Consider the following 26,342-nt stretch of genomic DNA (forward strand, 5'->3'; position numbering starts at 1 on the left):
GATGAAAAGCCCCATTTCAGCGAAATTGATGCTGATTATTCACTTTAAATGTCACTATTTTTTTCAACTTTATTTTAATTTTTACCACTTAGTTTAGCCTAAAGTAATATCCAAGTTTCTGTTTTTATTGGATATCACTATCAACAAAAAACCTCCATCCCGTTACTGTTACATAAAGAAGTATTAACAATAGGGCACTAATGACAGTTTGTTACTGTGACCCAGCTCAAGTTTATCTCAGCCAAGCCGTTACTTGAATTACGCCTTCCCCTTTATTTAGGACGCTCTATGCTTGATTCCATTCGTTCACGTATCTTGGCTGCCTGCATTATCATTGTGGCGGGCTCCCTTGCCATTAACACTTACTTTAATTACTCCGTTGCCAACAAATATAACAGTAGCGCAATCGATAACACCTTGAAGGCGGTCACCGCCAGTCATGGGGTGGGAATTGCCGATTGGGTAGCGATGAAGACACAAATGATCGTGTCTCTTAAAGAGAGCGCACTGGCAGCGGACCCTATTGCAGCCTTACGTCAGGTTGCCGCGGCTGGCAACTTCATTAACGTTTATATTGGTTACGCAAATAAGACGGCCGTTTTTTCTAATCCTGATGGTATTCCTGCTGGCTACGATCCCACCGGGCGCCCTTGGTATTTACAAGCAGTGAAAGCGGGTAGCCCGGTGGTGACTCCCCCTTATATTGATGCAGGGACTAATCAATTAGTTGTGACTTTTGCATTGCCTATTATTCAAGATGGCAGTGTGAAAGGCGTGTTAGCAGCCGATGTCACTATGGATAGCGTAATTGCGAACGTGAAATCCATCCATCCAACGGATGATAGCTTTGGTATGTTAATTGATGCTGATGGCACCATCATCGCACACCCAGATTCACAGTTAACCCTTAAGCCGTTGAGTGAGATAGCGCCAACATTGGATCTTAAAACACTGCTAACTGCAACCTCCCCTACCGCCGCAGAGATCGGTGGCAGCACTAAGTTATTGCTCGCGCAAGTTGTACCCGGCACTCAGTGGTTTACCGTGGTCGCTCTGGATAAAGCCCATGCCACTGCGGGTATGCGTTCATTGTTAACCACCTCTTTGGTGACTCTGATTGTCATTATCTTAATTGCTGTAGTCATTATTAGTCTGATTACGCAGCGTGCGCTGACACCACTGACACATGTACACAAAGCGATGGATGCCATCAGTTCAGGTACGGAAGACTTAACTCAGCGCTTACCGGTCGAAGGTCGCGATGAAGTGGCCAAAATAGCCCTTTCATTCAATAATTTTGCTGACAAGCTCAGTGGCGTTATGGCGCAAATTCGTAATACCAGCGAGTCTGTCAGTATTGCCGCTAATGAAATTGCAGCGGGTAATCAGGATTTGTCGGGCCGAACAGAATCAGCCGCCGCCAGTTTGCAACAAACCTCGGCGGCATTAGAACAAATCTCAGCAACCGTGGCACAGTCTGCCAGTGCGGCAAGACAAGCCAATACAGCGGTGCTTTCTGCGGCTAATGATGCTTCTCGTGGTGGCGAGGTTATCGCTAAAGTGATTACTACCATGGAATCTATTGAGGCTGCTTCGGGCAAAATCGGCGATATCACCAGTGTTATCGATGGTATTGCTTTCCAGACCAATATTCTGGCCCTGAACGCAGCGGTAGAAGCGGCTCGGGCTGGCGAGCAAGGGCGTGGATTTGCGGTAGTCGCAGGGGAAGTTCGCACCTTAGCCCAACGGAGTGCGCAAGCGGCGAAAGAGATAAAAACCCTGATTGACTCGACGGTTAGCAGTGTCGCCTCTGGCTCTGGTCAGGTGCGCCAGGCAAGTCACACCATGACTGAAATTGTGGGCAGTGTATCTGATGTCACGACAATAATGTCAGAAATCACTAACGCCGCAGATGAACAAATGCGGGGTATTCATGAGATAAACAGTGCGGTGACGCAATTAGATACGATGGTGCAACAAAATGCCGCATTAGTGCAGGAATCGACCGCAGCCTCTGCAGCATTACAAGCTCAGGCGGCTGATTTGACCAGTGCTGTCAACCAATTCAGAATCTAGCGCGCCAGTTCAATAGCATGTGCTTTCGTTGTATTTCAACGGGTGACCTTTAACCCGCTGAAATACAACGCTATTCAAGTAATATCCGCGCACCAATTTTAAGCGGTGCAAAATTATCTCCCGCAACGCCGGCCTCGGTTAATGCGAGCTTCAATTGTTGTGGCGGCTCATCCAGTGATTCATCTGCCAACTCAAACACCCCCCAGTGGATAGGCACCGTCGTAGGTTGTTGTAATTGCTTAAATAACTGTACTGACTGCTGCGGGTCCATATGCTGCGCATTCATAAACCAGCGCGGGGCATATGCACCAATCGGTAAAGCGGCATAGTTAAATGGCCCCAATCTTTCACCAATGCTCAGCAATTGCGGGCAATACCCCGTATCGCCGGTGAAATAGAAATTAATTGCATCGCGTTTAACCACCCAACCTGACCATAAACTTTGGTTGCGATCCCAGGGTGTGCGCATACTCCAATGGCGTGCGGGCACACAATGAAACTCAAATTCAGCCGCGAGATGAGTGTCCCACCAATCCAATTCGTGAACATGGCGAGCACCGTGATGCAGGAACCAATTTTTCAGCCCTAGCGGAGCCAAAAAGGTCACGTCGGGGAAACGACGCAATAACTGGGTGACGGTCGTGACATCCAGATGGTCATAATGATTATGGGAAATCACCACCACATCAATATGTGGCAAGGCCTTTACGTTGGCCGGAACCGGTGTTCTGCGGGCTGGCCCGTAAAAATTGAGAGGTGAAGCCCGATTGGAAAGCACCGGATCAAATAGAACAGTTTTGCCGCTAACGCGTAATAATAACGAAGCATGGCCCAGCCACCACAATGCATCTTGCTGGCCGCTGAAGTCTGCCTGCTGCCACCAGTCCGCGACAAACTGCGCGTAACCTTGCTGCGGAGGTTTAGGTAATGACAGACGCTTTCGTTCCTCACGCCAGCGTTTCAAATCTTGTGGATGGTGAACCACTGGCTCCAGATTTTGGAAGCCAAACTCAGTGTGATGTGGCTTACTGGCATCATAGTAAGGGTTTTTCTTCGCCATTTTACATCCTTCATTGCCAGCCACTGCTGCAGCCAGAAATATTCATGGGCCATGCCCGTAACCGCCCCCACATGCCCAATATTGATATCTGAGCACAGCGAGCCACAAATCTTAATGCTGATGATGATATTTCAGGCGACTGATTAAAATCTTGCCACACCTATCACGGTCATGATTGCCGCAAGCGTGCATTATCACTCATTCGTATTCTTATGGATATTTTGTTTTTTTACCGAATATTCCCACCCACCACTAATTTGATTCATATCAACTTTTACTGTAATACGCGCCATTTCAGGCCACAAAACCCTTTTTCGTGATCAATCACTCATTTTTAAAAACGATGTACCTTTATAAAGAAAACAATTATCCATTATTAATGAAACATTGTTTTAATTTGAGGTGGCGGTAAAAATGAGTAAAGCGATTACAACAAGACACACACTGGCGTATGGGAGCGCCAACTTACTGGGGAGTGGGGCGCTGGCAATCAGCGGTGCCTGGTTGATGTATTTCTACACCACCTTTTGCGGACTTTCTGTCGTCGAAGCTGCCACTATCTTTTCAATCGCCAGTATTCTCGATGCAATCAGCAACCCGGTAATGGGTTATATCACTGATAACTTTTACAATACTCGGCTGGGCCGCCTGTTTGGCCGTCGACGTTTCTTTATCTTGCTAGGTATTCCTCTGGTATTGGTCTATCCAATGCTTTGGATGAGCGGGTTTGGTTTCTGGTATTACCTGCTGACCTACGCATTGTTTGAACTGATTTACACTTCCATCATGGTGCCTTATGAAACACTGGCTACCGAGATGACAACCGACTTCGCCAAACGCTCGAAACTGACCGGTTCTAAAGCCATTTTCGGCAAAGTTGCCAACTTCCTGGCGGCCTTTATCCCCGGCCAGTTTATTGCTATTTATGGCAAAGATTCAGCAACACCTTTCCTCTATACCGGTATCGCTTACGGTTTGATTATGTGCTGCGCCATGATCTGGCTTTACAGCTCATCCTGGGAGCGCCCGGCCAGCGAAGTCGTCAGGGAAACGACCAGCAGTTTAGGTCAGGCCTTGAAAAAACTCTGTATTGATATGGCCTCAACTTTCCATCTGCGCATTTTCCGCAAACATCTGGGTATGTATCTGTTCGGCTTTGGTGCTGAATGGCTGTTCGCATCTGCATTCACCTACTTTATTATTTTCGGTTTAGGTCAGGATGCCGCGCTGGTTTCTCAGCTCAATAGTTTCAGTTCAATCATGCAGTTGATTTCTACCGCTATCTTTATCGGTATTTGCGTCAAAATGGGCTTTGCACGCCCGTTCCGTATTGCTCTACAAGTCGTGATTGTGAGCGTGATTGCCTATGCGGCACTCTACTTCACGGGCTGGTCTCAGACCACCACCGTGATTGTGCTGTTCTGCATCACTGCTGTTTTCGGTTTAAGTACTGGCGGTATCTACTACATTCCCTGGACGGTTTATACCTTCCTGGCGGATGTGGACGAAGTGCTGACTGGCCGCCGTCGTGAAGGGATCTATGCTGGAGCCATGACGTTTGCCGGTAAGATGGTGCGTTCGATTATCGTCTTCGCGATGGGCTGGACATTAAGCCGCTTTGGCTTTGTCTCTGGGCAATCGAGCCAGCCGGAAGTGGCGGTGCAAGCCATTGTCGGCGTCTTTGCCATTGGGGTTGTCTCACTGGCGCTGGTCGCTATTTATTACACCACGCAGATGAAACTGGACCGTAAGAATCATAAGATCCTGCTGGAAGAAATTGATCGGATTAAAAGTGGCGGCGCTATGGCTGATATTCCGGCTCATGCCAGAGCAGTGGCGGAAGAGCTCACCGGCTGGAAGTATGAGCAGTGCTGGGGGAACAACCCTCTTGGCATGAAAGAATCATCGAATGTGATACCTAAGCCGGTTACTGAAAGCTAATGGAATAAGATTGTCACCCCAAACCGCAGCGGCCCGACTTCGTTGCGGTTTGGTTTCCCCGCCACTCCTGGCACCGTTTTTCCACAGTGTAAATTATTCGTTTTTCCGCAAATTTCAGCAGGTTTTATACCAATATCCTATTACTATAAGCCTACGAACACTTATTTTGCTTTTTGCACATGGATAAAAGATTGCTGAAACATTTCTCCCCTCCGCTACTGGCCGCAGCTCTGTTCGCCATGCCATTACACAGCTATGCCAACACCGAGCTTTTGACATCACAAGTTGTTGATCAATATGCCGAACATATCTTCTATAACAGCGGGGCTATGGGGATGGCGCTGGTGGTTATTGATAACAATCAGGTGGTCAACCGCAGTTTTGGCGAAACTAAACCCGGTAACAATCTGCGCCCACGGCCTGACTCATTGATCCGCATTGCCTCTATTACCAAGCTAATGACCAGTGAAGTGATGGTCAAACTGGCCGAGGACGGCACGGTAAAACTGACTGACCCTTTGCAGAAATGGGCGCCGAAAGGAGCCAGAGTCCCGGCTTATAATGCTAAACAGCCAATTACTCTGCTCAATCTGTCCAGCCATACCAGCGGCCTGCCGCGCGAGCAACCCGGCGGCCCACAAAAAAGGCCGGTATTTACCTGGCCGACCAAAGATAACCGCTGGCAATGGCTGAAACTGGCTAAGGTCACTGTGCCACCTGGCGTAAAAGCGGCTTATTCCAATTTAGCTTACGATTTGCTGGCCGATGCGCTCTCACGCGCTTCCGGCAAGCCTTATACCAGTCTGCTGCGCGATAAAATCACCGCACCGCTGGGCATGCGTAATACCACCCTCACCCCAACGGCTGAACAATGTAGCCGTCTGATGGTCGGCGTGGGTAGCAGTCGCTGTGAAAACACCATTGCGGCGGCGGGCAGCGGCGGGGTTTATTCAACACCAGAAGATATGCAGCGCTGGATGCAGCAATTCCTGGCTTCCAATAACAGCGCGCGCAAAAGTACGGCTAAACGCGAGCAAGCGCTCTATTTCCAACGCCGCGATTTGGTTTCATTAAAAGGTATGGATGTTGCTGGTCAAGCCGATGCTCTGGGGCTAGGTTGGGTCTACATGGCACCTAATGCCGAACTGCCTGGTATCATGCAAAAAACGGGCGGCGGTGGCGGGTTTATTACTTATATGGCGATGATCCCGGAGAAAAATATTGGCGTTTTCGTGGTAGTCACCCGCACGCAACTGACTAAATTCACCAATATGAGTGATGGTGTCAATCGGTTGGTCGCTCAGTTAGCCAAGAATAGCTGACACCAGCAGCGGCAGTGAGAAATCCTGCCGCCATGCAAATTTGTCGGAAAGCAAAAAGCCCGTTATCTTATGCAGATAACGGGCTTTTAATTGGTGCCGGCACCAAGAGTCGAACTCGGGACCTACTGATTACAAGTCAGTTGCTCTACCAACTGAGCTATGCCGGCGTAATTTGGCGGAAGGATAGAGATTCGAACTCTAGGACCTGTTACAGTCGACGGTTTTCAAGACCGTTGCCTTAAACCACTCGGCCATCCTTCCAATGAGCGGGATTATCATCTATAGCATGATGATATGTCTAGTGTTTCATTCAAAAAAAATTGGAATTTAGTTCGTTTGGTTAAACTTCATGCCAAAACTGGTCAAAAAAAGTCAAAATGGTTAAAAATGCGCCCACGTTATGTGGTGATGTCAGAAACCAAAATCACCGATAAAATTGACTATCAGTCATTGGCAAGCACAAAAAAACGCGGCCAAATGACCGCGTTTTGTCAGAACCTACCCTGTTATCAGGATTAGAACTGGTACACCAAACCAACGGCTACGATATCATCAGTGTTGATACCGGCATTTTTGGTGAAATCATTTTCATCCAACAGGTTGATTTTGTAATCAACATAAGTGGACATGTTTTTGTTGAAGTAGTAAGTCGCACCGACATCAACATATTTCACCAGATCCTGGTCGCTGTAGCCATTGCCAAGGTCTTTACCTTTAGATTGCAGGTAAGCAATGGATGGACGCAGACCGAAATCAAACTGATACTGAGCCACTAACTCAATGTTTTGCGCTTTGTTGGCGTAGCCTGCATCAGGGTTTGGAGTGCTAGCAGTACCGAATTTACCGAAGCGAGTCAGGTTGTAAGTCTGGGCATAAGTTGCAGCCAGATAAACATTGTTCGCATCGTATTTCAAACCACCAGAATAGGCATCAGCACGGTCACCATGGCCAAATTTCAGGTTATTTTGGTCATCAGTGCGTTTAGAACTAGCCATCGCAGCAGATGCGCTTACACCCCAGCCCAAGTCATAAGAGACGGACATACCGTAACCGTCACCATTCTGGCCTTGTACTGAACGGCCATTGTTGGTTTCAGTGCCGTCGCCATTTTTACCCTGATATTGCAGAGCAAAGTTCAGACCATCTACCAGACCAAAGAAGTTGGTGTTACGGTAAGTTGCCATGCCGTTACCACGCTGAGACAGGAAGTTGTCTGCACCGTAAGTATCGCCACCGAACTCTGGCAGTACGTCAGTCCAAGAAGTTACATCGTACAGCACACCATAGTTACGACCGTAATCGAAAGAACCGTAGTCAGCAAATTTCAAACCAGCAAAGCCAATACGGGTAAAGTTACCTTGGTCTTGGTCTTCGGCTTTATTTAAATTTGCCTGATATTCCCACTGGCCATAACCAGTCAGTTGATCATTGATTTGTGTTTCGCCTTTCAGGCCAAAACGCATGTAAGACTGGTCGCCATCTTTGCTCTTGTCGTCAGAAAAATAATGCAGACCATCGACTTTGCCGTACAAGTCCAGTTTGTTGCCGTCTTTGTTGTAAATTTCAGCCGCGCCTGCGCTACCGGCAACTAATAAAGCGGGAACCAACAGGGAAAGAACTCGAAGTTTCATCGTTATTATCCTCTAATTATTAGGTCTAACTATGCCACTGCTCTTGCGAGCATATTATCCCAATGGGGTTACTCTATTGTGGTAATAAGATTAGGATTTATCTATACAGAAAATGCTACGAAGTTTCGGATAATGTTTCATACACTCAAAATGTATTTCCAAATGTAAATAGTGGCGAACTTTCACAAAATTTAAAAACACTATAAAATATAGCACCTATAATCAAGACTATTTAATTTTCCATATAAAACAATTAGTTAAACAAAAGATAAAACAGCACAAATTGACAAGTGACATCTATCAAACAGGAACTATAATAATCCCGCTATCATCATTATTTTATTATTTCCTTCATTGTGGCCCTTGCGGCCAGATAATTCGTTAGTGTTACGGCCGGTCTTTGACCGGCTTTTTTATTGCATGCAATATATATAATTAAGTATATTTATAATGGCAGGTATATTTGCAAAATTAAATGATAGACTAACGATATAGTTTCACATTTTAATTTAAGCACGAATAGCTTAAGTTGTTAAGAGTAATAAACAGTCAAATAGTACAACTATTACCCGACTATTTATTGGTTTTATTTGATATTTTTCGTCAGATAAATCCCCTATTTGGCTCATCCCCGGCACAAATAGGGGAAAAAAATGCGGTAATAATATTAACGCTCTCTCAATGATTCCTTCACTTTATTCAGCGGTTTTATCAGATAATCCAAAACTGTTTTTTGGCCGGTTTTAATTTCTACGCTGGCCACCATGCCCGGTAATATTGGAAATAATTTGCCAGCCTTATTAGTCAGATCAGCCCGATTAGTGCGAACATAAATGCGATAGTAGAACTGATCTCGTTTGACCTCATCTTGCAATGTATCCGGTGACACGGTTTCCACGACCCCAGTCAGATTGCCGTAGATGGATGAATCATAAGCGGTTATTTTGACTGTCGCTGGCAACCCTGGTCGGATGTAAGCAATATCGCGTGGGTTGATACGTGTTTCGATCAGCAGTTGCTCTTCGATGGGGACGATTTCCATCAGTTTGCCACCGGGCTGTAACACGCCGCCAACGGTTGAAACCTGAATATCTTTGACGATCCCACGCACCGGTGAAATAAGCGTGGTTCGCGTAAGCTGGTCTTGCTTACCGGAAACCACCTGCAACTGTGCATCTAAATCCGCATTATTCTTGACCTGTTCTTCTCTGGCTCTGACAGCATACTGATTACGCGCTTCATCAATTTTACCGCGTAAGTCACTTATCTGACGTTGTAACCTAATCACCTCCACCTGACTGGCCGCCCCTTTAGCCACCAGCGGCTCAGTCATTCGTAACTCTTGCTGTACCAGTTTCAGCGATTGCTGCAAATTGCTCACGGTTTCATTAAGGTTCTGCCGTCGTGAAAGATAAAATTGCGTTTCCCGTGCTACCAACTCCGGCTCTTGTAAAGTGTCCACACTGAAAACCAATGCGGCTCCCGTTAGCTCGGCCCGCAGGCGTTCCGATGACGCGCGCAATGTCCGCACGCGAGCGGCAGCCTCACCATAATTAGATTGAAAACGGGTCGGATCGAGACGAGCCAGAATTTGTCCTTTATTAATGATGGCCCCTTCATGTACCAATAATTCATTGATAATGCCGCCATCCAGACTTTCTATTAGCTGCGCGCGGCTGGATGGTGTGACTTTCCCGGTGCCCACCGTGACTTCATCGAGAATGGCGAAATAAGCCCAAATGAACATCACAATCATCCCAACTAACATCAACCAAACAATGGCTGACATGCGCCGCTCCAGATGCGCCCTCTCTTGTTGCAGGCTTAGACTGCTCATGGCTCACTCCTGTTAGGCAGCACCTTGTTGCGATTTATTCGCCATCGAATTGAGAATATGGTCGCGCGGACCATCGGCCACCACCCGCCCGTTATCCATAACAATGATGCGATCCACCAACTTTAATAACGCTGGTCGATGAGTCACCAACACCAACATGCGGCCATCTAACCAGGCATGCATCTGACGAATGACATAATCTTCCAAATGCTCATCCATTGACGCAGTGGGTTCATCCATCAAGACAACTTGTGGATTACGTAGAATCATGCGGCTCAGCAATACCATTTGGCGCTGTCCACCCGACAACCCCTGCCCACCTTCATTAATAATCCGGTCAAGACAGGCTGCATCCTGTTGCACCATAGCTATCGCACCACTGATGCGCAGCGCCTGTATCATCTCCTGCTCCGTGGCATGCGGGTGCCCCAGCATCAGGTTTTGCCGAAGTGAGCCAAAGAACAGGCGAGAATCCTGCGATAAAAATCCCAGTTGGCGGCGCAAATCAGCCGGTTCAATGCGTTTGATATCCACGCCATCAATCACTACTTTTCCCTGTGTGGCACTGGCCTGACCAGCCAATAATTTTAGTAAGGTGGATTTACCCGCCCCCACCTTACCCAGAATCGCCACTTTCTCCCCCGGCTTGATTTCCAGAGCAGCGATGGCAACCACGTTTTGCCCTTTTTCTTCATCATAGGTGTACTGCACATTACGCAATTGGTAGTGACCATTCAGTATTGGGCAATGCGCCAATTCTCCCTCCTCGGGGCGATCTAACGGTTTTTTAAGCAGTTCATTCAGGCCGGTCATGGCACTTTTCGCATGTTGCCAGCGCGAGAAAACCATCGTCAGTTGCATTAATGGCGCGATAGTTCTGGAAGAGAGCAAACTGCTGGCGACCAACGTACCGGTGGTTATCTCACCGGCCAGCACCAGGTAAGTACCAAAAACCAGCATTCCGGCATAGGTTAATTGCGATACCGTCGACGCCCATCCAGTCAGGCGCGCTCCCCATAGCCGCTGTTTCATCCCGACAGCAGCACTCACCTCGTGGGTTTGCTCCCATTGGCGCTGGAAATAAGGCTCGGCCTGTAAGGCTTTAATATCTTCAATGCCTTCAATGGTTTCGACCAAAATGGCATTGCGCAGTGCTCCTTCCCGCATCCCCTCTTTGGCCAGTTTCGCCATCGGGAATTGAATCAATAAACCGGGGATAACAATGAGTGGAATAGCTAAAAGCGGGATAACCACCAGCGGGCCACCGATAAAGGCCATGATCGCCAGAAACAGCAGGACAAACGGCATATCTGCCGCCGCCCCTACCGTGGTGGAAGTCAGCAGTTCACGCACCTGATCGATTTCACGCAACTGGGAAATAAAGGATCCCGTCGATTTAGGGCGTGCTTCATTCTTGATGGCCATCGCCCGCACAAATAGCATCGACGACACATTAAGGTCGATTTTTTTACCCATCAAATCAGAGATCTGAGTGCGAGTCAGCCGGATGATATATTCCATAAATGCGGCGAGCAAAACACCAAAAAACAGGACCCATAATGTGGCGTAGGATTGCGCCGGGATCACCCGATCATAAACCTGCATTGAAAACAGGATCCCACCCAGCGCCAGCACATTACCCAGCACCGAGGCGAGTGAGATTTCCGCAATTTTGCGCCCGGCACCGCGAAAATTATGCCAGAACCAATGCTGCTGGTAAGGCCTGATAAATTCATCAATGCGGCTATCGCGGCCACGGTTGGCAACCCCGACCATGACCACCCGACCCTGGCTGCGCGCCACTAACCCTTCCAGGCTGGTTTCACGTACCACATCGCCGCCATCACTGAGCCAATAGCTCACCAACCCGTCGTCATTGATATGTTCCAACACCGCTACACTGCCGGGTTCCAATTCCAGTAATACCGGCAGTAATTCATTGCGCCAGCGGACTTTTTTCAGTGGCATCACGTTGGTCTGCAAGCCCAGTAAACCACTGAGTCGTTCCAATTGGCGTAAGCCACTTAATTGCTCAAACCAGCGCATTTGCTGAGCCAGAAAGTTCATATCAGCGGGTTTACCATAACGGCTGGCCACTCTCGCCATTGCTGTTATCCAGACCTCTGTTGGCGTAGATTGCATTGTCATGTTACCCCTGCCTTGTGGGCTATAATTTTTCCGGCGGGTAAAGCGGCCTGTCATACCCTAAATAATTCGAGTTGCGGGAAGGCGGCAACTGAGTAAATCCCCTGGAACTTACATAAGTAAGTGACTGGGGTCCGCGAAGGCAGCCAACGCACATGCGGCTTGAAGAATGACGGGTATTAGAGAGTGGGTAACCTTTCACCACTCTGAGCAACCCGGTCAATTCCCAACATATCCACCAAATTATCGACGGCGGAGGCATAGCGCGCAGTGGCGTCCCAGCCGTCATACAGCGCCATCAGCCGCATCGAGTCGGCTTGTAACACATCCTGCTCCACACTCAGCAAATCATTCAGGCTGCGTTTACTTAACTTATATTCATCCTGATAGACACTGCGGGTGTGCACGGCACTTTGCAGTTGCTGCTCGCCTGCCTGTTGGCGCTGTATGGCACCAATCATATCGGCATAAGCCGTGGCTGCTTTTTGATTCACATCCAGCTTGGCTTTTTCCACTTCAGCTTGCGCCGCAGCGCGCATACCCTCAGCAGCCCTGACTTTGGCACTGACCGCTCCCCCTTGATAAACCGGCGCTTCAACCGCCAGTTGCACCTGGTCATCCCAATAAGAGCGTGATTCATTTTCGTAACGTGTTCTGCCCGCCTGGATCTTTAAGGTGGGCCAGTGCTGCGCCTGACTTTGCCGCACCCGTTGCATCGCGGCCTGTTGTTTGGCCTCGGCACTGCGCACCGCGCTGCTGGCGTCATAAGGAATGGCATTCAGAGTGACTTTTTGTTTGAGCAGATCTTTGGGCAGATCCGGCAGGTTATCGGACACCACGCCAGTCAGCACCGTGAGTTGCGCCTGAGCCGAACGTTGCTGCGCCCGATATTGTTCCAGCGTCGCCACCATACCGGCGATGCGGGTTTCAGCTTGCAGCACATCAGATTGCGAACTGAGGCCAGCATCAGCTCTCAGTTGGGCGGTCTGTTTGACTTTCTCCAGCGAGGCAATATTGTTACGCGCCACCACACTTAACGCCTGATAGCGTTTGACTTGTAAATAAGCCTGAACCGTACTCTGCCCCACTGCGGTCATGGTGTTGAACAGGTCATAGCGATAGGCCTCCGACAAGGAGGCCTGCTCATCGATACTGCCGCCGGTTTTACCAAAGTCATACAGCAATTGGCTCAGTTGAACTCCGGCTGACGCATTACTATTCAAGCTGCCCGCCGAGTCAGTTTGATGTGATTTCCCGGTGGTTCCTTGCAAAGAAATCTGTGGATACCAACCACTTTCGGCAACCTCTAAATCCCCTTTTCCCACTTTTATCTGCGCCGCCGCCTGTGCAATCTGTGGATTACGGGCGAAAGCACGCAAGATAGCCTCGCGCAAACTCAGCTCTGCCAGTTGCTCTTCGCTCGGCGCGGCTTGCCAGTTAAAGGCCGGTGCCGTCGCAGAGTCAGCCGCCTGTACTGACGGCGGCCCCATCACCGATAACACCGTTATCATCCACCATGCGCCGGAGAGACTCCGGCTAGCAAAATACCCGGTTGTTTTTTTCATCGCCGACATACTCCTGTGCCGATCATTTTTATGGTCTTTTTGCTCTTATCCGAGCCGGTGATTTCACACCAAATGCACCTGCAAACCGTGCTGAATCAACACATCTCCCAATGTGTTACTGCTGTCTAGCGATGAGTTGTGATAGACATCGAATGCCTGTCCATCAATGCTGCGTTGACCCACGCTGCTCCACACTCCATCCGGGGTATTACTGAGCGTGACTTGTCCGCCTTGTGCGCCCTTAATCAGCAAATCATCCTCTGGCTTGTCGGTTAGCGTGAGCGCATCCTGTAAATCAAGTCGGATACTGTTGCTGCCACTCTGACCTAAATCAATGATCTCGATATGCTCCACCTTCAGGCCTAAACTGGTCAGATCCAATGTTTGATTCACCCCGCCCAGCAGCAAGGTATCCATGCCCAAGCCGCCATCGATATGGTTGAAGTTCAACGAGTTAACGGTGAAAACATCGGCACCACTGCTGCCAGTAAGCGCCTCGCCGGACATCACTACGCCATCAGCCAGATTCAGCGTGACACCGCCGATGGTATAGCCGCCCTCCGTCACCGTGGTGGTCAGAATGCTGTCGATAGGCTGTGCCAGTGGTTCCACTAAATGAGAGGTATCCGTGTCATGGCTAACCATCATGCTGGCGGCCTGAATATCATGATCGGCTGACAACAATTGGATACCAGAGCCGGAGAGCAGGCCAACCGATATGGCTTTGTAGTTACCGGCTTCATCGGTCACCGATACCGCTACCGGGGTGGTTAAAATGCTGACAACATTCAGCGCTTTGAGGAAAGAGCCAAAGAACTGCACACTCCAGTGACCACTACTGTCGACGGTGCCTTCTAAGGTTTGACCCAGTAGCGTCACTTTAACTTTGGTATTGGCCAGCACATTTAAGCTGGAACCAGAAACAATCAGGCCATTGGTTGGCAGTTGCAGTAAGTTGCCGACATTACCCAATGCATCTACCCCCAGCAAAGGTAACGCATGAGTTTTCACAGTAAAATCAGTGTTAACAGCGACATGGTTGCCCACAGCATCTGTGACCGACACACCAATTTTGGCGGAACCGTCTAACAAACCGGTCAAGGCCGAAGGCGTAATCGGCACACTCCAGTGACCATCACTGCCAATAATGCCGGTCAAGACCGCGCCACCAACAGTCACGGTGATTTGCGAGCCAGCGGCGTGGGTGCTGGTGCCAGAAATCACTTGGGCCGTGGTCGATTCAGCCCCACTGAGGTAGCTATCCGAAGCAAAGAATGGGTTCAGTGTTAAGGTCGGCAAACTTATGCCAACCGTGACCGGTGCTGTGGCACTGGCACTGTGCCCGGCGGCATTGGTCAGGTTGGCGCTGGCGGTAAAACTGCCATCCAGCAGACCTGCCAGCGCCGATGGCGGCACCGCAATGCTCCAACTGCCATCAGCTTTGACGGTGGTATTCAAGGTGAGATTACCCACTTTCACCGTCACATTGGCTCCGGCAGCAGAGGTACTGTGACCGCTGATGGTTTGGGTTAACAGTGCATCAGCAGCATTGAGCAGGCCGTCACCAAAAACAGGGTCCAGTGACAGGGTTGGCAGTGCATTGGCGATGACACTCAACGCGCCAGAAGTGCTGGCCTGGTTGCCCACTGCATCTTGCAGTGAAACATTCACTGTCAGTGGGCCATCGGTCACCAGCGTTTTTAAATCCACCGGCTGGATAAGCACACTCCAGTTGCCCCCCGCCCCCACCGTCGCGGTGTAGGGTTTGCCATTGAGAACCACATTGATTTGAGTTCCCAGCGCCACATTGGTGGTGGTGCCGCTGATGGTTTGCGCTACCAGTAAATCCGCCACACTGAGGATGCCATCACCAAAAATAGGATTAACAGACAGTGTCGGCTGGGCATGAATCAACACATTGACCAATCCATTGGCGCTGGTGGCATTTCCGGCACTATCCACCAAGGATGCGCTGATGGTTTGGCTACCATCCAACAATCCGTTCAATATATTGCTCGGAACCTGAACACTCCAGCCACCACCCGTGCCGACAATTGCTGTCAATTGATTGCTGCCAACTTGCACCAGAACCTGCGCCCCCACAGTGCCATTCACCACCGTCCCGCTGATGATTTGCGTCACTTTGCTATCGTCAATACTCAATAACCCATCGCCAAAAATCGGATTTAAAATCAACTTAGGCACATTATTAATAATGACATTGACGCTGCCGGAGGTTATTCCGGTGTTACCGGCGGAATCGGTCACCGACACACCTACGGTCAGATTGCCATTCAATAATGCGGTTAAATCCGTTGGTTGAACCGCAATGGTGAAACTGCCGTTTGCCGTGGTGGTGCCAAAGAAGGTTTTCCCCCCCAGAGTGACTTTCACCTGAGTCCCCGCCTCCACCCCGCTGACCGTACCGCCGATGATTTGCGCAATGGCGGTATCCGCCAGGCTGAGCTTACCGTCGTCAAAAACAGGATTCAGTGAGATAACCGGCAGGGTGACATCCACCAGCAATGGGCGGGTTGCCGTATTGGTATTCCCCGCAGAGTCAGTCACCGAGGCGGTAACATTGAGTGAACCGGCCAGCAATCCATTCAATGTCAGGCTATCAACCGGCACAGTGAATGAGCCATCAGCACCGATAATGGCTTTTAGCAGCGCCGTACCCAGCTTGATGGTGACTTCCGCACCTGCTGGCATATTTTTAACTGTGCCGCTAATAGTCTGATTTAACAGTAAATCAGCCGCATTCAGGATACCATCACCAAAGATAGGGTTCAGAGTGACCAGCGGTAGATCGTGGGTCAACACCGTAATCCCCACTTGGGTATTGACGATATTTCCGGCGACATCTTTTACCGAAATCCCCACTTGCAAGCTGCCGTCCTGTAACCCGCCTAATAGTGAAGGCAGCAAATCAACATGCCACACCCCGCCAGCCTGTACTTGGGTGGTCAACACCTGGGTGCCGATGGTGACAGTCACTGTCGCCCCCGCGGCGACATTATTAATCACCCCACCCAGCGTCTGAGTCAGTGCAGACTCCACACCATTCAGGATGCCATCGCCACCAAACAGGGGGTCCAGCGCGCCGAAGGTCGGTAAGTTATGAGTCAACACATTAAGCACCGGTGCGGGGAGGAGCTGCACCACGTTGTTATTAGCATCGGTTACACTGATGTTCAGTGTTAACGCGCCATCCGCCAATTGACTTAAATCGGCAGCGGGGAGAGTCAGGGTCCATTTACCATTAGCCCCCACCTCAGCAATCTGTTCGTGACCGTTAATGGTGACCTTCACTTTGGCTCCCAGACCGGCATTCAATACGGTGCCGGACAAGGTTTGATCGACCAACGCACCGACAGCATTGAGATAGCCGCCATTGAACAGCGGATCGACTGTCAGTGCCAATGCCGGATTGAGCGCCACATTCACCGTGACATTACTGCTGCTAGGGTTACCGGCGGTATCGGTCACACTTAATCCCGCCACCAGCGGGCCATCAACAATTCCGCTCAAATTGCCCGGCAAAACAGTAATGCTCCATTTACCATCATTACCGACAACAGTGGTGAGTATGGTGCTGCCCAAGGTGAGGGTTAAGGTTTTACCCTCCGCCCCCAAAGCGGTGCCGGAGAGTATTGAACCCAGCACATTACTGTTAAGAACCGGTGCCGCGACATCCAGTGTGATAAGCGCCGGGATAGTATCAACGACGATGGTGGCCGTTTTCTCGGCAGGATTACCCGCCAGATCAGTCAGTGTCACTTTCAGAGTATGGGAGCCTTGCGCCAGCACCTGTAGATCCGCCGCTGGGATGCTGACACTCCACTGACCCTGCGCTCCGATCAGGGCCGAATAGTTTTTACCGTTTAGCGTCACGGTCACGGTGCGCCCAATATCATCGATTGAAGCCACACCACTCACTAACTGTGGCGATTTGGATTCAAGAGCATCCAGGATGTTATTGTCGGCAAAAGGCGAAAGAGTCAAGGTCGGCGGCGAACGGTCAACCAGCAATCCGACCTGTTCAGAGGCTGTGCCCCCCACTACGCTGGCCGTTATCTGATAATTGCCATCGGGGAAGCTGAGCTTCGGTAATGTCACCGACCAGTTACCATCCGCGCCGAAAACAATCGGGGCAATCTGTGGAATCCCATTGATACTCACTAGCACTGTGCCACCCAGTGCTCCCGCCCCCGTGACCTTACCGCTAATGGTAATACTCAAAGGATCATCAGTAGCATTGATAATATTGTCAGTAGCTATGGGATTAATGGTCAGCACCACCGCTGGTGGGCTGAGATTAACGTTAACATTGATTGGATTAGTGGTATGGCCCTCGTTACCGGCGCTGTCGGTCACCGTGGCACTGATGGTGGCTGAGCCGCTCAAAGTGCCCAATTGAGCACTGTTTACCAGCGCGCTCCATTTACCATCTGCCCCCACAATTGCGGTGAGATTGAGGGTACCGAAGCTAATATTGACCAGACTTCCCTGCGCCATATTGGTGGTAGAACCACTTAACAGTTGGGGGGTTTTACTTTCAGTAAAGTCCAGCTCCGCGCCAAATGGCGGCGCATCGACGGTAACAGTCGGTAAGTTATGGGTCACGACGCCGATATTGAGTGAACTGCTGCCGGTATTGCCGCCACCATCAGTGACATCCACTCTGATCGGTTGCTGTGCGCCATCAGGAATCTGTTTTAAATCAGCCGTCGGTACCGTGACGCTCCACGCTCCGGTGGTGATATTGACATTGGCGTTATACACCACTCCATTTATTGTCACTTTCACGGTTTGCGCCGTATTAAGCAGGCCGGTGGTGCCGGTCAGTAATTGATCGCTTCCAGCCTCAGTCAGATTCAAGGTCGCCCCAAACAGAGGGGTGCTAATGGTGGGCGCGGGCAGTGTCAGGAAGCTGTCAAAATTGGCTGACTGGCTGCTGCTGTTACCGGCGGAGTCAGTCACGGTGACATTAATTTGATGCTGCCCATTTGTCAGACCATTTAAGGCTCCGGCGGGAAGAGTCACCGTCCAGTTACCGGTGTTAGCATCAACCACTCCGCTATAGCTAATGCCCCCCACATCAATCTGCAACTGCACATTTTGATTATTGCCGGTTATCCCCGTTTTACCGCTGATAGTGGTCGCCAGTGCGGCTTCGGCAATATTGATGCTGGCACCGAAGGAAAGTGTATCGATAGATGGCGTTGGCACCTGCTGTTGTGAGGTAAATGTCATCTCGGGTGAAATAGTGACTTCATTACCACCACGGTCCGTGACTTTTATCCCAATGGTGTGTGGCCCATTTGCCAACCCGGCGAGTAATCCGGTCAGTAGCGGTAATGACCAACTGCCATCAGGATTTGCCGTAATGGTTTGTACAAGTTTGCCATCTATTGAGATAGCCACTTGTTGACCGACGCCGGTTACGCCGGTGCTACCACTCAATGTCTGATCAATCGCGGCTTCAGCATGATTGAGCACCCCATCACCAAACGGCAATACCAGTGTCGGATGGGGTAAATTGTGAGTCAGCACTTCAACCTGACTGGTCAGCGAACCGCTATTACCGGCGGCATCTTTGGCAGTGACCGTGACATCCCAGGTTCCCTCCGGTAAGGCTTTCAGCGCATCAGGTGACAAGGTTAACGTCCATTTCCCGTCTGCGGTCACCGTTGCCGCATAACCGGTGCCATTGATGGTCACGGTAACCTGTTGCAACTTATCACCAACAATCCCGGTACTGCCGGTTAATTGCCCGCCTGCCGCCGCTTCAGCCGCATTGAGAATGCCACCAATAATTGATCCTGCGTCAAAGGTCGGCGCTGGGGTAATGTTCAATGCAGAATTGAAGGTCACTGACTCGGTATCACTGTTACCTACCCGGTCAGTCACGGTGATGGAAATAGTGTGCGAGCCGTCAGTTAAACCATTTAATGCCCCCGCCGGTAGCGCACAGATCCAGGTGCCATCCAAGGCCACCGTGGCAAGATAGGTCACCCCATCAATTTTCAAGGTAATGGTCTGCCCGCTGCCGGTAGCTCCGGTATTGCCAGTCAGAATTTGGCTGGCGGCGGCCTCTAACTTGTTCAGATAACCATCACCAAACGGCAATGCTGGCAGGGTAATGTTCGGCACATTATGAATTAAGATATCCAGGTCAGCACTAGCCGAGGCTTTGTTACCTGAATCCGCATCAGTGGCGCTCACCGTCACTTTTGTCATGCCGTCATTCAAACTTTGCAGGGCTGCGGCGCTGATATTGACTGACCAGACACCGGCTGAGGTCACACTGCCGCTATAATTTTTACCACCGATCGATACCACCACCGCAGTACCGACCGCTAAGTTGCTACAACTCCCCGTCAGAGTGGCATTGGCACTTATCTCACCGACACTTAATACGTTATCGCCAAATAATGGTGCTAAGGTCAGTGTCGGTAGAGCATTGATCGCAACGTTGAGGTTAGTGATATCGTGGCTTTCATTACCGGCGGCGTCGGTCACACTGACCTTCACCCCGCCCGCTAATGGGCCATCCCCTAACAGCAACAGATCAGCAGAAGGAATAGTCAGGCTCCAACTGCCATCACTTTGTACCTGCGTCTTATAATCATGACCATTTAGCGTCACGGTGACGGTGAGTCCGGCCTCACCGGCACAAGTACCCTTCACCACCAGCCCTAACAAGGCATCGGCCAGATTCAATACATTGTCGAGATTGGTTTGTACATCAACAGTCAGTAGCGGAGGCTGGGTATCAACCGTGACATTATGGGTCGAACTGGCAGGATTTTGCGCCACATCATTGACGGTGGCACCGATAACATTATTCCCTTGTGGCAATGCCTGCACATCCCCCGTCGGAACCGACACACTCCAACTGCCATCAGCCTGAACCACGCCTTGGTAATTTTTGCCGTGTAAACTGACGGTCACGGTTTGCCCTGCTTGCACCCGCTGGCTATTACCACTGATGGTCAGTGCTGACTGACTTTCCTGATAATTGATGATGTCATCACTGGTGACTGTGGAGACCGTCAAGACAGGTTGGTCTGCCAGAGAGGCAATCACCGTGACCTGATGAGTATCACTCGCCGGGTTTCCCGCCACATCAGTCACGGTCGCCTGCGCAGTTAAGGCTCCTTCCGGTAACTTACTGACATCGGCTGCCGGAACCGTCACTTGCCAGCTGCCGTCACTTTGCACCGTGCCGCTGTAGGTTTTGCCATTGAGCATCACACTGACGGTGCGCCCGACCTCAACATGGCTGGACACCCCATTGATCAACACATCTTTGGTGGACTCAACACGATTAATAAAGTTATCACCTGAGACGCTGTTAATTGTGACCGTAGGAAGGTTGGCCGGCGAGGCATCAATGGTTAGAGTGCGGTCGACTGTGGTTTGGTTACCGGCGCTGTCACTGATTGTCACCCGCACCGGATAGTTACCATCCGCCAGCCCTTGCAGCACGCTGTTGCTCAGCGGAATACTCCAGGTGCCATCCGGTTGAACCAAACTGCTGTAAGTCACTCCGTTTAGCTGCACCGACACCGTTCGCCCTGCCTCAGACTGCGGCGCACTCCCGGTGATATTAACGGCACTCAGGGCCTCGGTTGCATTGATGATATTGTCATTACTGATAGGGTTAACCACCAGCGCGGGGGCAATTTTATCCACCGTCGCGCTGCCAGTATAACTGTTGCTATTGCCTGCGCTGTCGGTCGCGGTAACTGAAATCACCAGATTGCCATTGGGCAGATTTTGTAATTCTGACGGTTGCAGGGTTAATTGCCAGTTGCCCTGACTATCCGCCACCAACGTATGACTTACCCCGCCCACCATCACCACCACCTGTTGCCCCGCGCCACTCACACCAGTGCTACCGCTTAATGTTTGGCTGGAGGTAACTTCTGTGGCATTGAGATAGCCATCAGTAAACGGCGTAGTCAGTGTGGGGTTCGGAACCGACTGGGTGACCAGCTTGATATTCTCAGTCACGGTGGTGGTATTGCCGACACTGTCCTGAATCGTAATGGTGATGGGATAACTGCCATCGGCCAACAAATTGAGGGTATTAGCCGGGATATTAATACTCCAACTGCCAGTATTGCTCACCGTGGTGCTGTAGGTTTGGCCGTTGATAACCACATTAACTGCCGCGCCCACTTCATTGGACGTACCAAATACCGGAATATTGGTCGCCGCTTCAGTGGCATTTATGACACCATCGGCGGCAATCGGCCCTACCGATAACTCAGGCGGCAGCGTATCGACTGAAATGGCGGTAGTGGCGCTATTGGTATTCCCCGCAGCATCAGTCACTTGCACCTTAATTGACTGCCCGCCCTGCGCCAACCCTTGTAACACGCTCGGTGGTAATGTTAATGACCATTGACCGTCATTTCCCACGGCTGCCTGATAGGTTGTTCCTCCGATGGTTATCATCACCGACTGCCCCGCGCCCGTCACACCGGTGGTGCCATTTAAACTTTGGCTGATACCGGCCTCAGTTTGGCTGAGAGTACCATCGCCAAAGGGTGGGTTGGTCACAACCGCGGGCAGATTATGAATATAAACCCCAAGTTCGCTGCTGGTGGAGACCGTATTCCCCGCGCTATCCGTCGCGGTAGCAGTCAGTGTAGTTTTGCCATCGGCTAACAAGGCCAAATCACCGGCGGGCAGTGCCAGACTCCAATTCCCATTCGCTCCGGTGGTGGTGGTGTAGGTTTTGCCATTCAGCGTCACCGTAATGGTCTGGTTGGCATTCAAATTGCTGGAAGTGCCGTTTACCGTAATACCTGCCGCCGCTTCCTGCGCGTTGATCAGGTTATCGCCGGTCAGCGGGCTGATACCAATCCCGCTTTGAGTATTATTAACAATAATGGTGTGACTACTATTGGCAGCATTACCATTCACATCACTGACCGTTGCGGTAATATTGGTCATGCCATTGGTCAGTAACACCAAATCTCCCGTCGGAATGGTTGTACTCCATTTACCGGCGGAATCCACAGTTGCGCTGTAGGTTTTCCCGTTAAGGGATATCGTAATCGTTCGCCCAGCCTCAATGCCGGTGGTACTGCCACTGACAGTTTGGTTCACTTTCTGTTCAGCACCATCCAGAATATTGTTATCCGCAAAGGCATTGATAGACAAGGTGGGGAAATTACGTGGATCGGCATCCAGCATGACATCCTGTGTCACGGTGGTGCTGTTACCGGCCGTATCCTGAACCTGCGTGCTCATTACATAACGCCCATCACCCAGCGATGACAGCGCACCGGCCGGAATAGTGACACTCCAGCTACCATCAAGCTGCACCTTGCCGGAGTAGAGTTGCCCGCCGATACTGACTTTCACGATAGCGCCGATTTCCGAACTGGTCCCCCGAACGGTAATGCTGGCAGCGGCCTCTGCGCCATTGATAATGTTATCAGTCGCAACAGGAGCAACAGATAACGTCGGGGCTTGAGTATCCACTTTAAATTGAGTGTTCAGTGTATTGCTGTTACCGGCTGCATCGCTGGCAGTAATCGCCAGCGGCTGGGTGCCTTGCCCTAATCCTTGCAATGCATTGGCTGGGAGCTGTAATGACCAACTGCCGTCCGCGGCAACCGTGGCGGCATAGGTCACCCCGCCAAGGGTCACATTCACCTTCTGACCACTGCCAGTGACACCGGTACTGCCAGTTAATGTTTGGCCGAGCGCCGCTTCCGTACTGTTGAGTGTGCCGTCGCCAAAAGGTGGGGTCAGGCTGGCGGTGGGTAGTGTATGGGTATAAATACCCAGATTTGCCGAGCTGCTAATAGGATTGCCGCCAGCATCCGTGGTACTGGCGGTTAATACCGCGCTGCCATCCGCTAATTGAGCCAGATCAGCCGCTGGGATCTGGGCACTCCAACGCCCGTCTGCCCCCACCTGCGCAGTATAGGTTTTGCCATTCAATGTCAGGGTAATAGTTTTCCCGGCATTCACATTGAATGATGTGCCACTGACCGTCACGCCTGCCGCTGCTTCAGTCGAATTAATCAGGTTGTCGCCCGTCACCGGATTGATACCCAGCCCGGTTAACTTATCATTAACGATAATATTATGAGTTTCAGTGGCGGCATTGCCACTGGCATCCGTGACGGTTGCGGTGATGCTGGCATTGCCATTGACCAGCAGAGCCAGATCAGCGGCACTGACTTTGACACTCCAACTGCCATCGGCCCCCACCGTGGTCTGGTAGGTTTTACCGTTCAGCGAGAGAGTGACCACACGGCCGGCTTCCACTTGGGTGGTAGTGCCACTGATTATCTGGTCAACGCGCTGTTCCGCAGCATCAAGAATATTGTTACCCGCAAAGGTATTGATGGACAAAGTGGGCAGATTGGCAGGGTTGGCGTCCAACGTCACATTCGAGGTGACACTGGTGATGTTACCCGCGGCATCCATTACCGTCACCGTTAACGGGTGGCCACCATCAGCAATCCCCGCTAATGTGCCAGCAGGAATATCGACATGCCAGGAACCGTCCGCTTGGACCACGGCCTGATAAGATTTCCCTTCGTAAGTGATGACGACTGTCGCACCAATCTCAGAACTTCGACCGCTAAGGGTTATCGGTGCGGCAGCTTCAATAGCATTAATGGTGCCGTCACCGGCAACCGGATTGACCGTCAGTGTTGGAGCCTGAGTATCCACATTCACGGTCAGTAGCTGACTTTTGCTATTCCCTGCTATATCACTGACGGTTACCAGCAGTGGAAGATTCCCTTGTCCCAGCATCTGTAATACCGCGCTGGGGAAAACCAACGACCAAGTGCCATCCAGCGCCACCACCGGGTGGTATGTCACGCCATTAAAGCTCACTGTTACCGTCTGCCCCGCCCCATTCACCCCCGTTGAACCCTGGAGTGTTTGGTCGCTCTTCACCTCGACGCCATTGAGATTTCCATCACCAAAAGGCGTGTTGAATGCCGCCACTGGTAGATTATTGATATAAATCCCGAGCGGCAAGGCGGCATCTGGTAACCCGGCGGCTTCCACCGTTAAAGTTATCGGGCCATCAGTCAGTTTGCCTAAATCCCCTTTCGGGATTAGCACACTCCAGTTGCCATTGGCATCCACAGTGCCGTTATAAGTGACACCATTTAATGTGACCTTCACTGGCGTATTCGCCGCCAGCCCTGCCGATGTCCCGGTGACGGTGAGGTCAGTTTGCGCTTCATTGGCGTTAATCAGGTTGTCACCTGATACCGGGTTTATCCCCAAACCGCCCTGCGTGCTATCAACAGTGAAAACGCTGTCTTTGCTGGCCGGATTGCCCGCGGCATTGGTGACTTCAACATGGACAGTGGCCGACCCATTGGCGAGCATCGCCAAATCAGCGGGTGGGATCTGAGTACTCCATTTGCCATCCGCCCCAACCGTCGCGCTATAGGTCTTATTATTCAGCGTGATGAGCACTAACCTGCCAGCTTCGACATGGGTGGTTTCACCACTCAATGTCTGGCTGACTTTCTGCTCTGCACCATTCAGATGATTGTCGCTGGCAAATGAATTGACGAGTAAAGTTGGAAAGTTAGCAGGATCAGCATCAATCATCACACTCCCGCTGGCACTGGCGCTGTTACCCGCACTATCGCTCACCGTAGCCGATATCGACTGTGAACCGTCTTTTAACCCAACCAGCGCGCTGGCCGGAACATCCACACTCCAGCGCCCATCACTTTGTACCGTGCCGGTATAGGTTTTCCCGTTAAATACCACGGTGACGGTTGCACCAATGGCTGAGGATGTTCCACCAATAGCCACTGTTGCTTTGGCTTCGGCTGCATTGATAATGCCATCACCGGCAACCGGTGAGAGGGTCAATGTTGGCGCGGTAGTATCAACCACCAGCGTGACAGTTTGCTGCGCAGTCTGGCCGTTACCATTAGCTACCGTGACCACCACCGGATAACTACCGTCATGTAAGCCTTGCAGTACACCGGCCGGTAACAAAATGCTCCACGAACCATCAGCTTGAACTTTCGCCGTATAACTGGTGCCATTAATGGTGACATTCACCAACTGCCCGGCGGCAACACCCGTTGTTGTACCGCTCAAAGTTTGGTTAGAATTCACTTCGCTACTATTGAGACGGTTATCGCCAGTCAATGGGTTGACTGTTAATGTCGGTGCAGGGCTCGGGTTGCCGCCATTATCCGTAGGAGGATTAACACCACCGCCGTTATTACCTCCATTGCTCCCCCCCGAACTGCTACCGCTTGAGTTGCCATTACTGCTGTGTGATGCGGCAATACCGATACCACCGGCAATCGCCAGAAAGCCCAACGCGCCCGCCAATAACCCAGCTGTGCTGGCACTTTCCCCTAGCGCTAAGCCTGCCACACCATCGATTGTGGTAAATTGTGGCACCAGAATAGCATCACCCGCAGTAGCCCCTCCCATAGCTGCAGGGAAAGTGGCATGTACCGGTGGATTGACGCCATCATCAAACACCAATTCGCTGTAATTTCCTTCAGCATCAGCGGTGAAAAAGTGCTGATAACGCACAGTGGTGCCATCTTTCATGTGTAAAATTAGGTCATTACCCTGACGCTCATAGCTGGCAACACTGTCTACCGAGCCATGGATTCGCACGATGCTCAACCCGTTAAGCGCCACGACCGACTGATTACCAGCAACCTCTGAAATCAATGCCCCGTTTTGCCGCGAAATAATATCAATTGCGCCAACTGCTGAATTCGCCAT

At 50.9% G+C, this 26,342-nt stretch carries 9 protein-coding genes and 2 tRNA genes; 3 read left to right on the forward strand and 8 right to left on the reverse strand.

Going from position 1 to position 26,342, the window contains the following annotated elements; genetic code table 11:
- The first annotated feature begins 288 nt into the window (after nt 1–288).
- Complete coding sequence (locus FTB31_RS03460) at nt 289–2,076, forward strand: methyl-accepting chemotaxis protein (RefSeq protein WP_077173857.1); 1,788 nt, start codon at nt 289–291, stop codon at nt 2,074–2,076.
- A 70-nt stretch (nt 2,077–2,146) separates the two neighbouring features.
- Here the strand turns inward: FTB31_RS03460 and FTB31_RS03465 are convergent, their stop codons facing one another.
- A complete protein-coding gene (locus FTB31_RS03465) occupies nt 2,147–3,136 on the reverse strand; it encodes an MBL fold metallo-hydrolase (protein WP_050077961.1) in 990 nt (329 codons plus the stop codon).
- 414 nt (nt 3,137–3,550) lie between these two features.
- On the opposite strand from FTB31_RS03465, the gene FTB31_RS03470 reads away from it, so the two are divergent.
- Complete coding sequence (locus FTB31_RS03470; RefSeq protein WP_050077963.1) at nt 3,551–5,077, forward strand: MFS transporter; 1,527 nt, start codon at nt 3,551–3,553, stop codon at nt 5,075–5,077.
- Between the two features lie 179 nt (nt 5,078–5,256).
- Nucleotides 5,257–6,399 (forward strand): D-alanyl-D-alanine-carboxypeptidase/endopeptidase AmpH, encoded by a 1,143-nt coding sequence (gene ampH, locus FTB31_RS03475; protein ID WP_005171542.1) that lies wholly within the window; start codon nt 5,257–5,259, stop codon nt 6,397–6,399.
- A 91-nt stretch (nt 6,400–6,490) separates the two neighbouring features.
- Here ampH and FTB31_RS03480 read toward each other — a convergent pair.
- The 7 genes from FTB31_RS03480 to FTB31_RS03510 all read right to left on the reverse strand — a co-directional run bounded on the left by FTB31_RS03480 (nt 6,491) and on the right by FTB31_RS03510 (nt 26,342).
- A tRNA-Thr gene (locus FTB31_RS03480) sits at nt 6,491–6,566 on the reverse strand.
- A 6-nt stretch (nt 6,567–6,572) separates the two neighbouring features.
- Nucleotides 6,573–6,660: transfer RNA gene (locus FTB31_RS03485), tRNA-Ser, on the reverse strand.
- A gap of 254 nt (nt 6,661–6,914) precedes the next feature.
- Nucleotides 6,915–8,030, reverse strand: coding sequence for a porin OmpC (locus tag FTB31_RS03490; RefSeq protein WP_077173855.1), 1,116 nt, complete (start codon nt 8,028–8,030; stop codon nt 6,915–6,917).
- Nucleotides 8,031–8,697: 667 nt separating this feature from the next.
- Complete coding sequence (locus tag FTB31_RS03495) at nt 8,698–9,867, reverse strand: HlyD family efflux transporter periplasmic adaptor subunit (protein WP_050077978.1); 1,170 nt, start codon at nt 9,865–9,867, stop codon at nt 8,698–8,700.
- A 12-nt stretch (nt 9,868–9,879) separates the two neighbouring features.
- Nucleotides 9,880–12,015 (reverse strand): type I secretion system permease/ATPase, encoded by a 2,136-nt coding sequence (locus FTB31_RS03500; protein WP_050077980.1) that lies wholly within the window; start codon nt 12,013–12,015, stop codon nt 9,880–9,882.
- Nucleotides 12,016–12,191: 176 nt separating this feature from the next.
- The gene (locus tag FTB31_RS03505; protein ID WP_155410458.1) at nt 12,192–13,577 is read right to left on the reverse strand and encodes a TolC family outer membrane protein; all 1,386 of its coding nucleotides are present in this window, start codon (nt 13,575–13,577) and stop codon (nt 12,192–12,194) included.
- Between the two features lie 63 nt (nt 13,578–13,640).
- Nucleotides 13,641–26,342, reverse strand: coding sequence for an Ig-like domain-containing protein (locus FTB31_RS03510; protein ID WP_227731099.1), 12,702 nt, complete (start codon nt 26,340–26,342; stop codon nt 13,641–13,643).

This window comes from Yersinia proxima (assembly GCF_902170785.1).
Classification (GTDB): Bacteria; Pseudomonadota; Gammaproteobacteria; order Enterobacterales; family Enterobacteriaceae; genus Yersinia; species Yersinia proxima.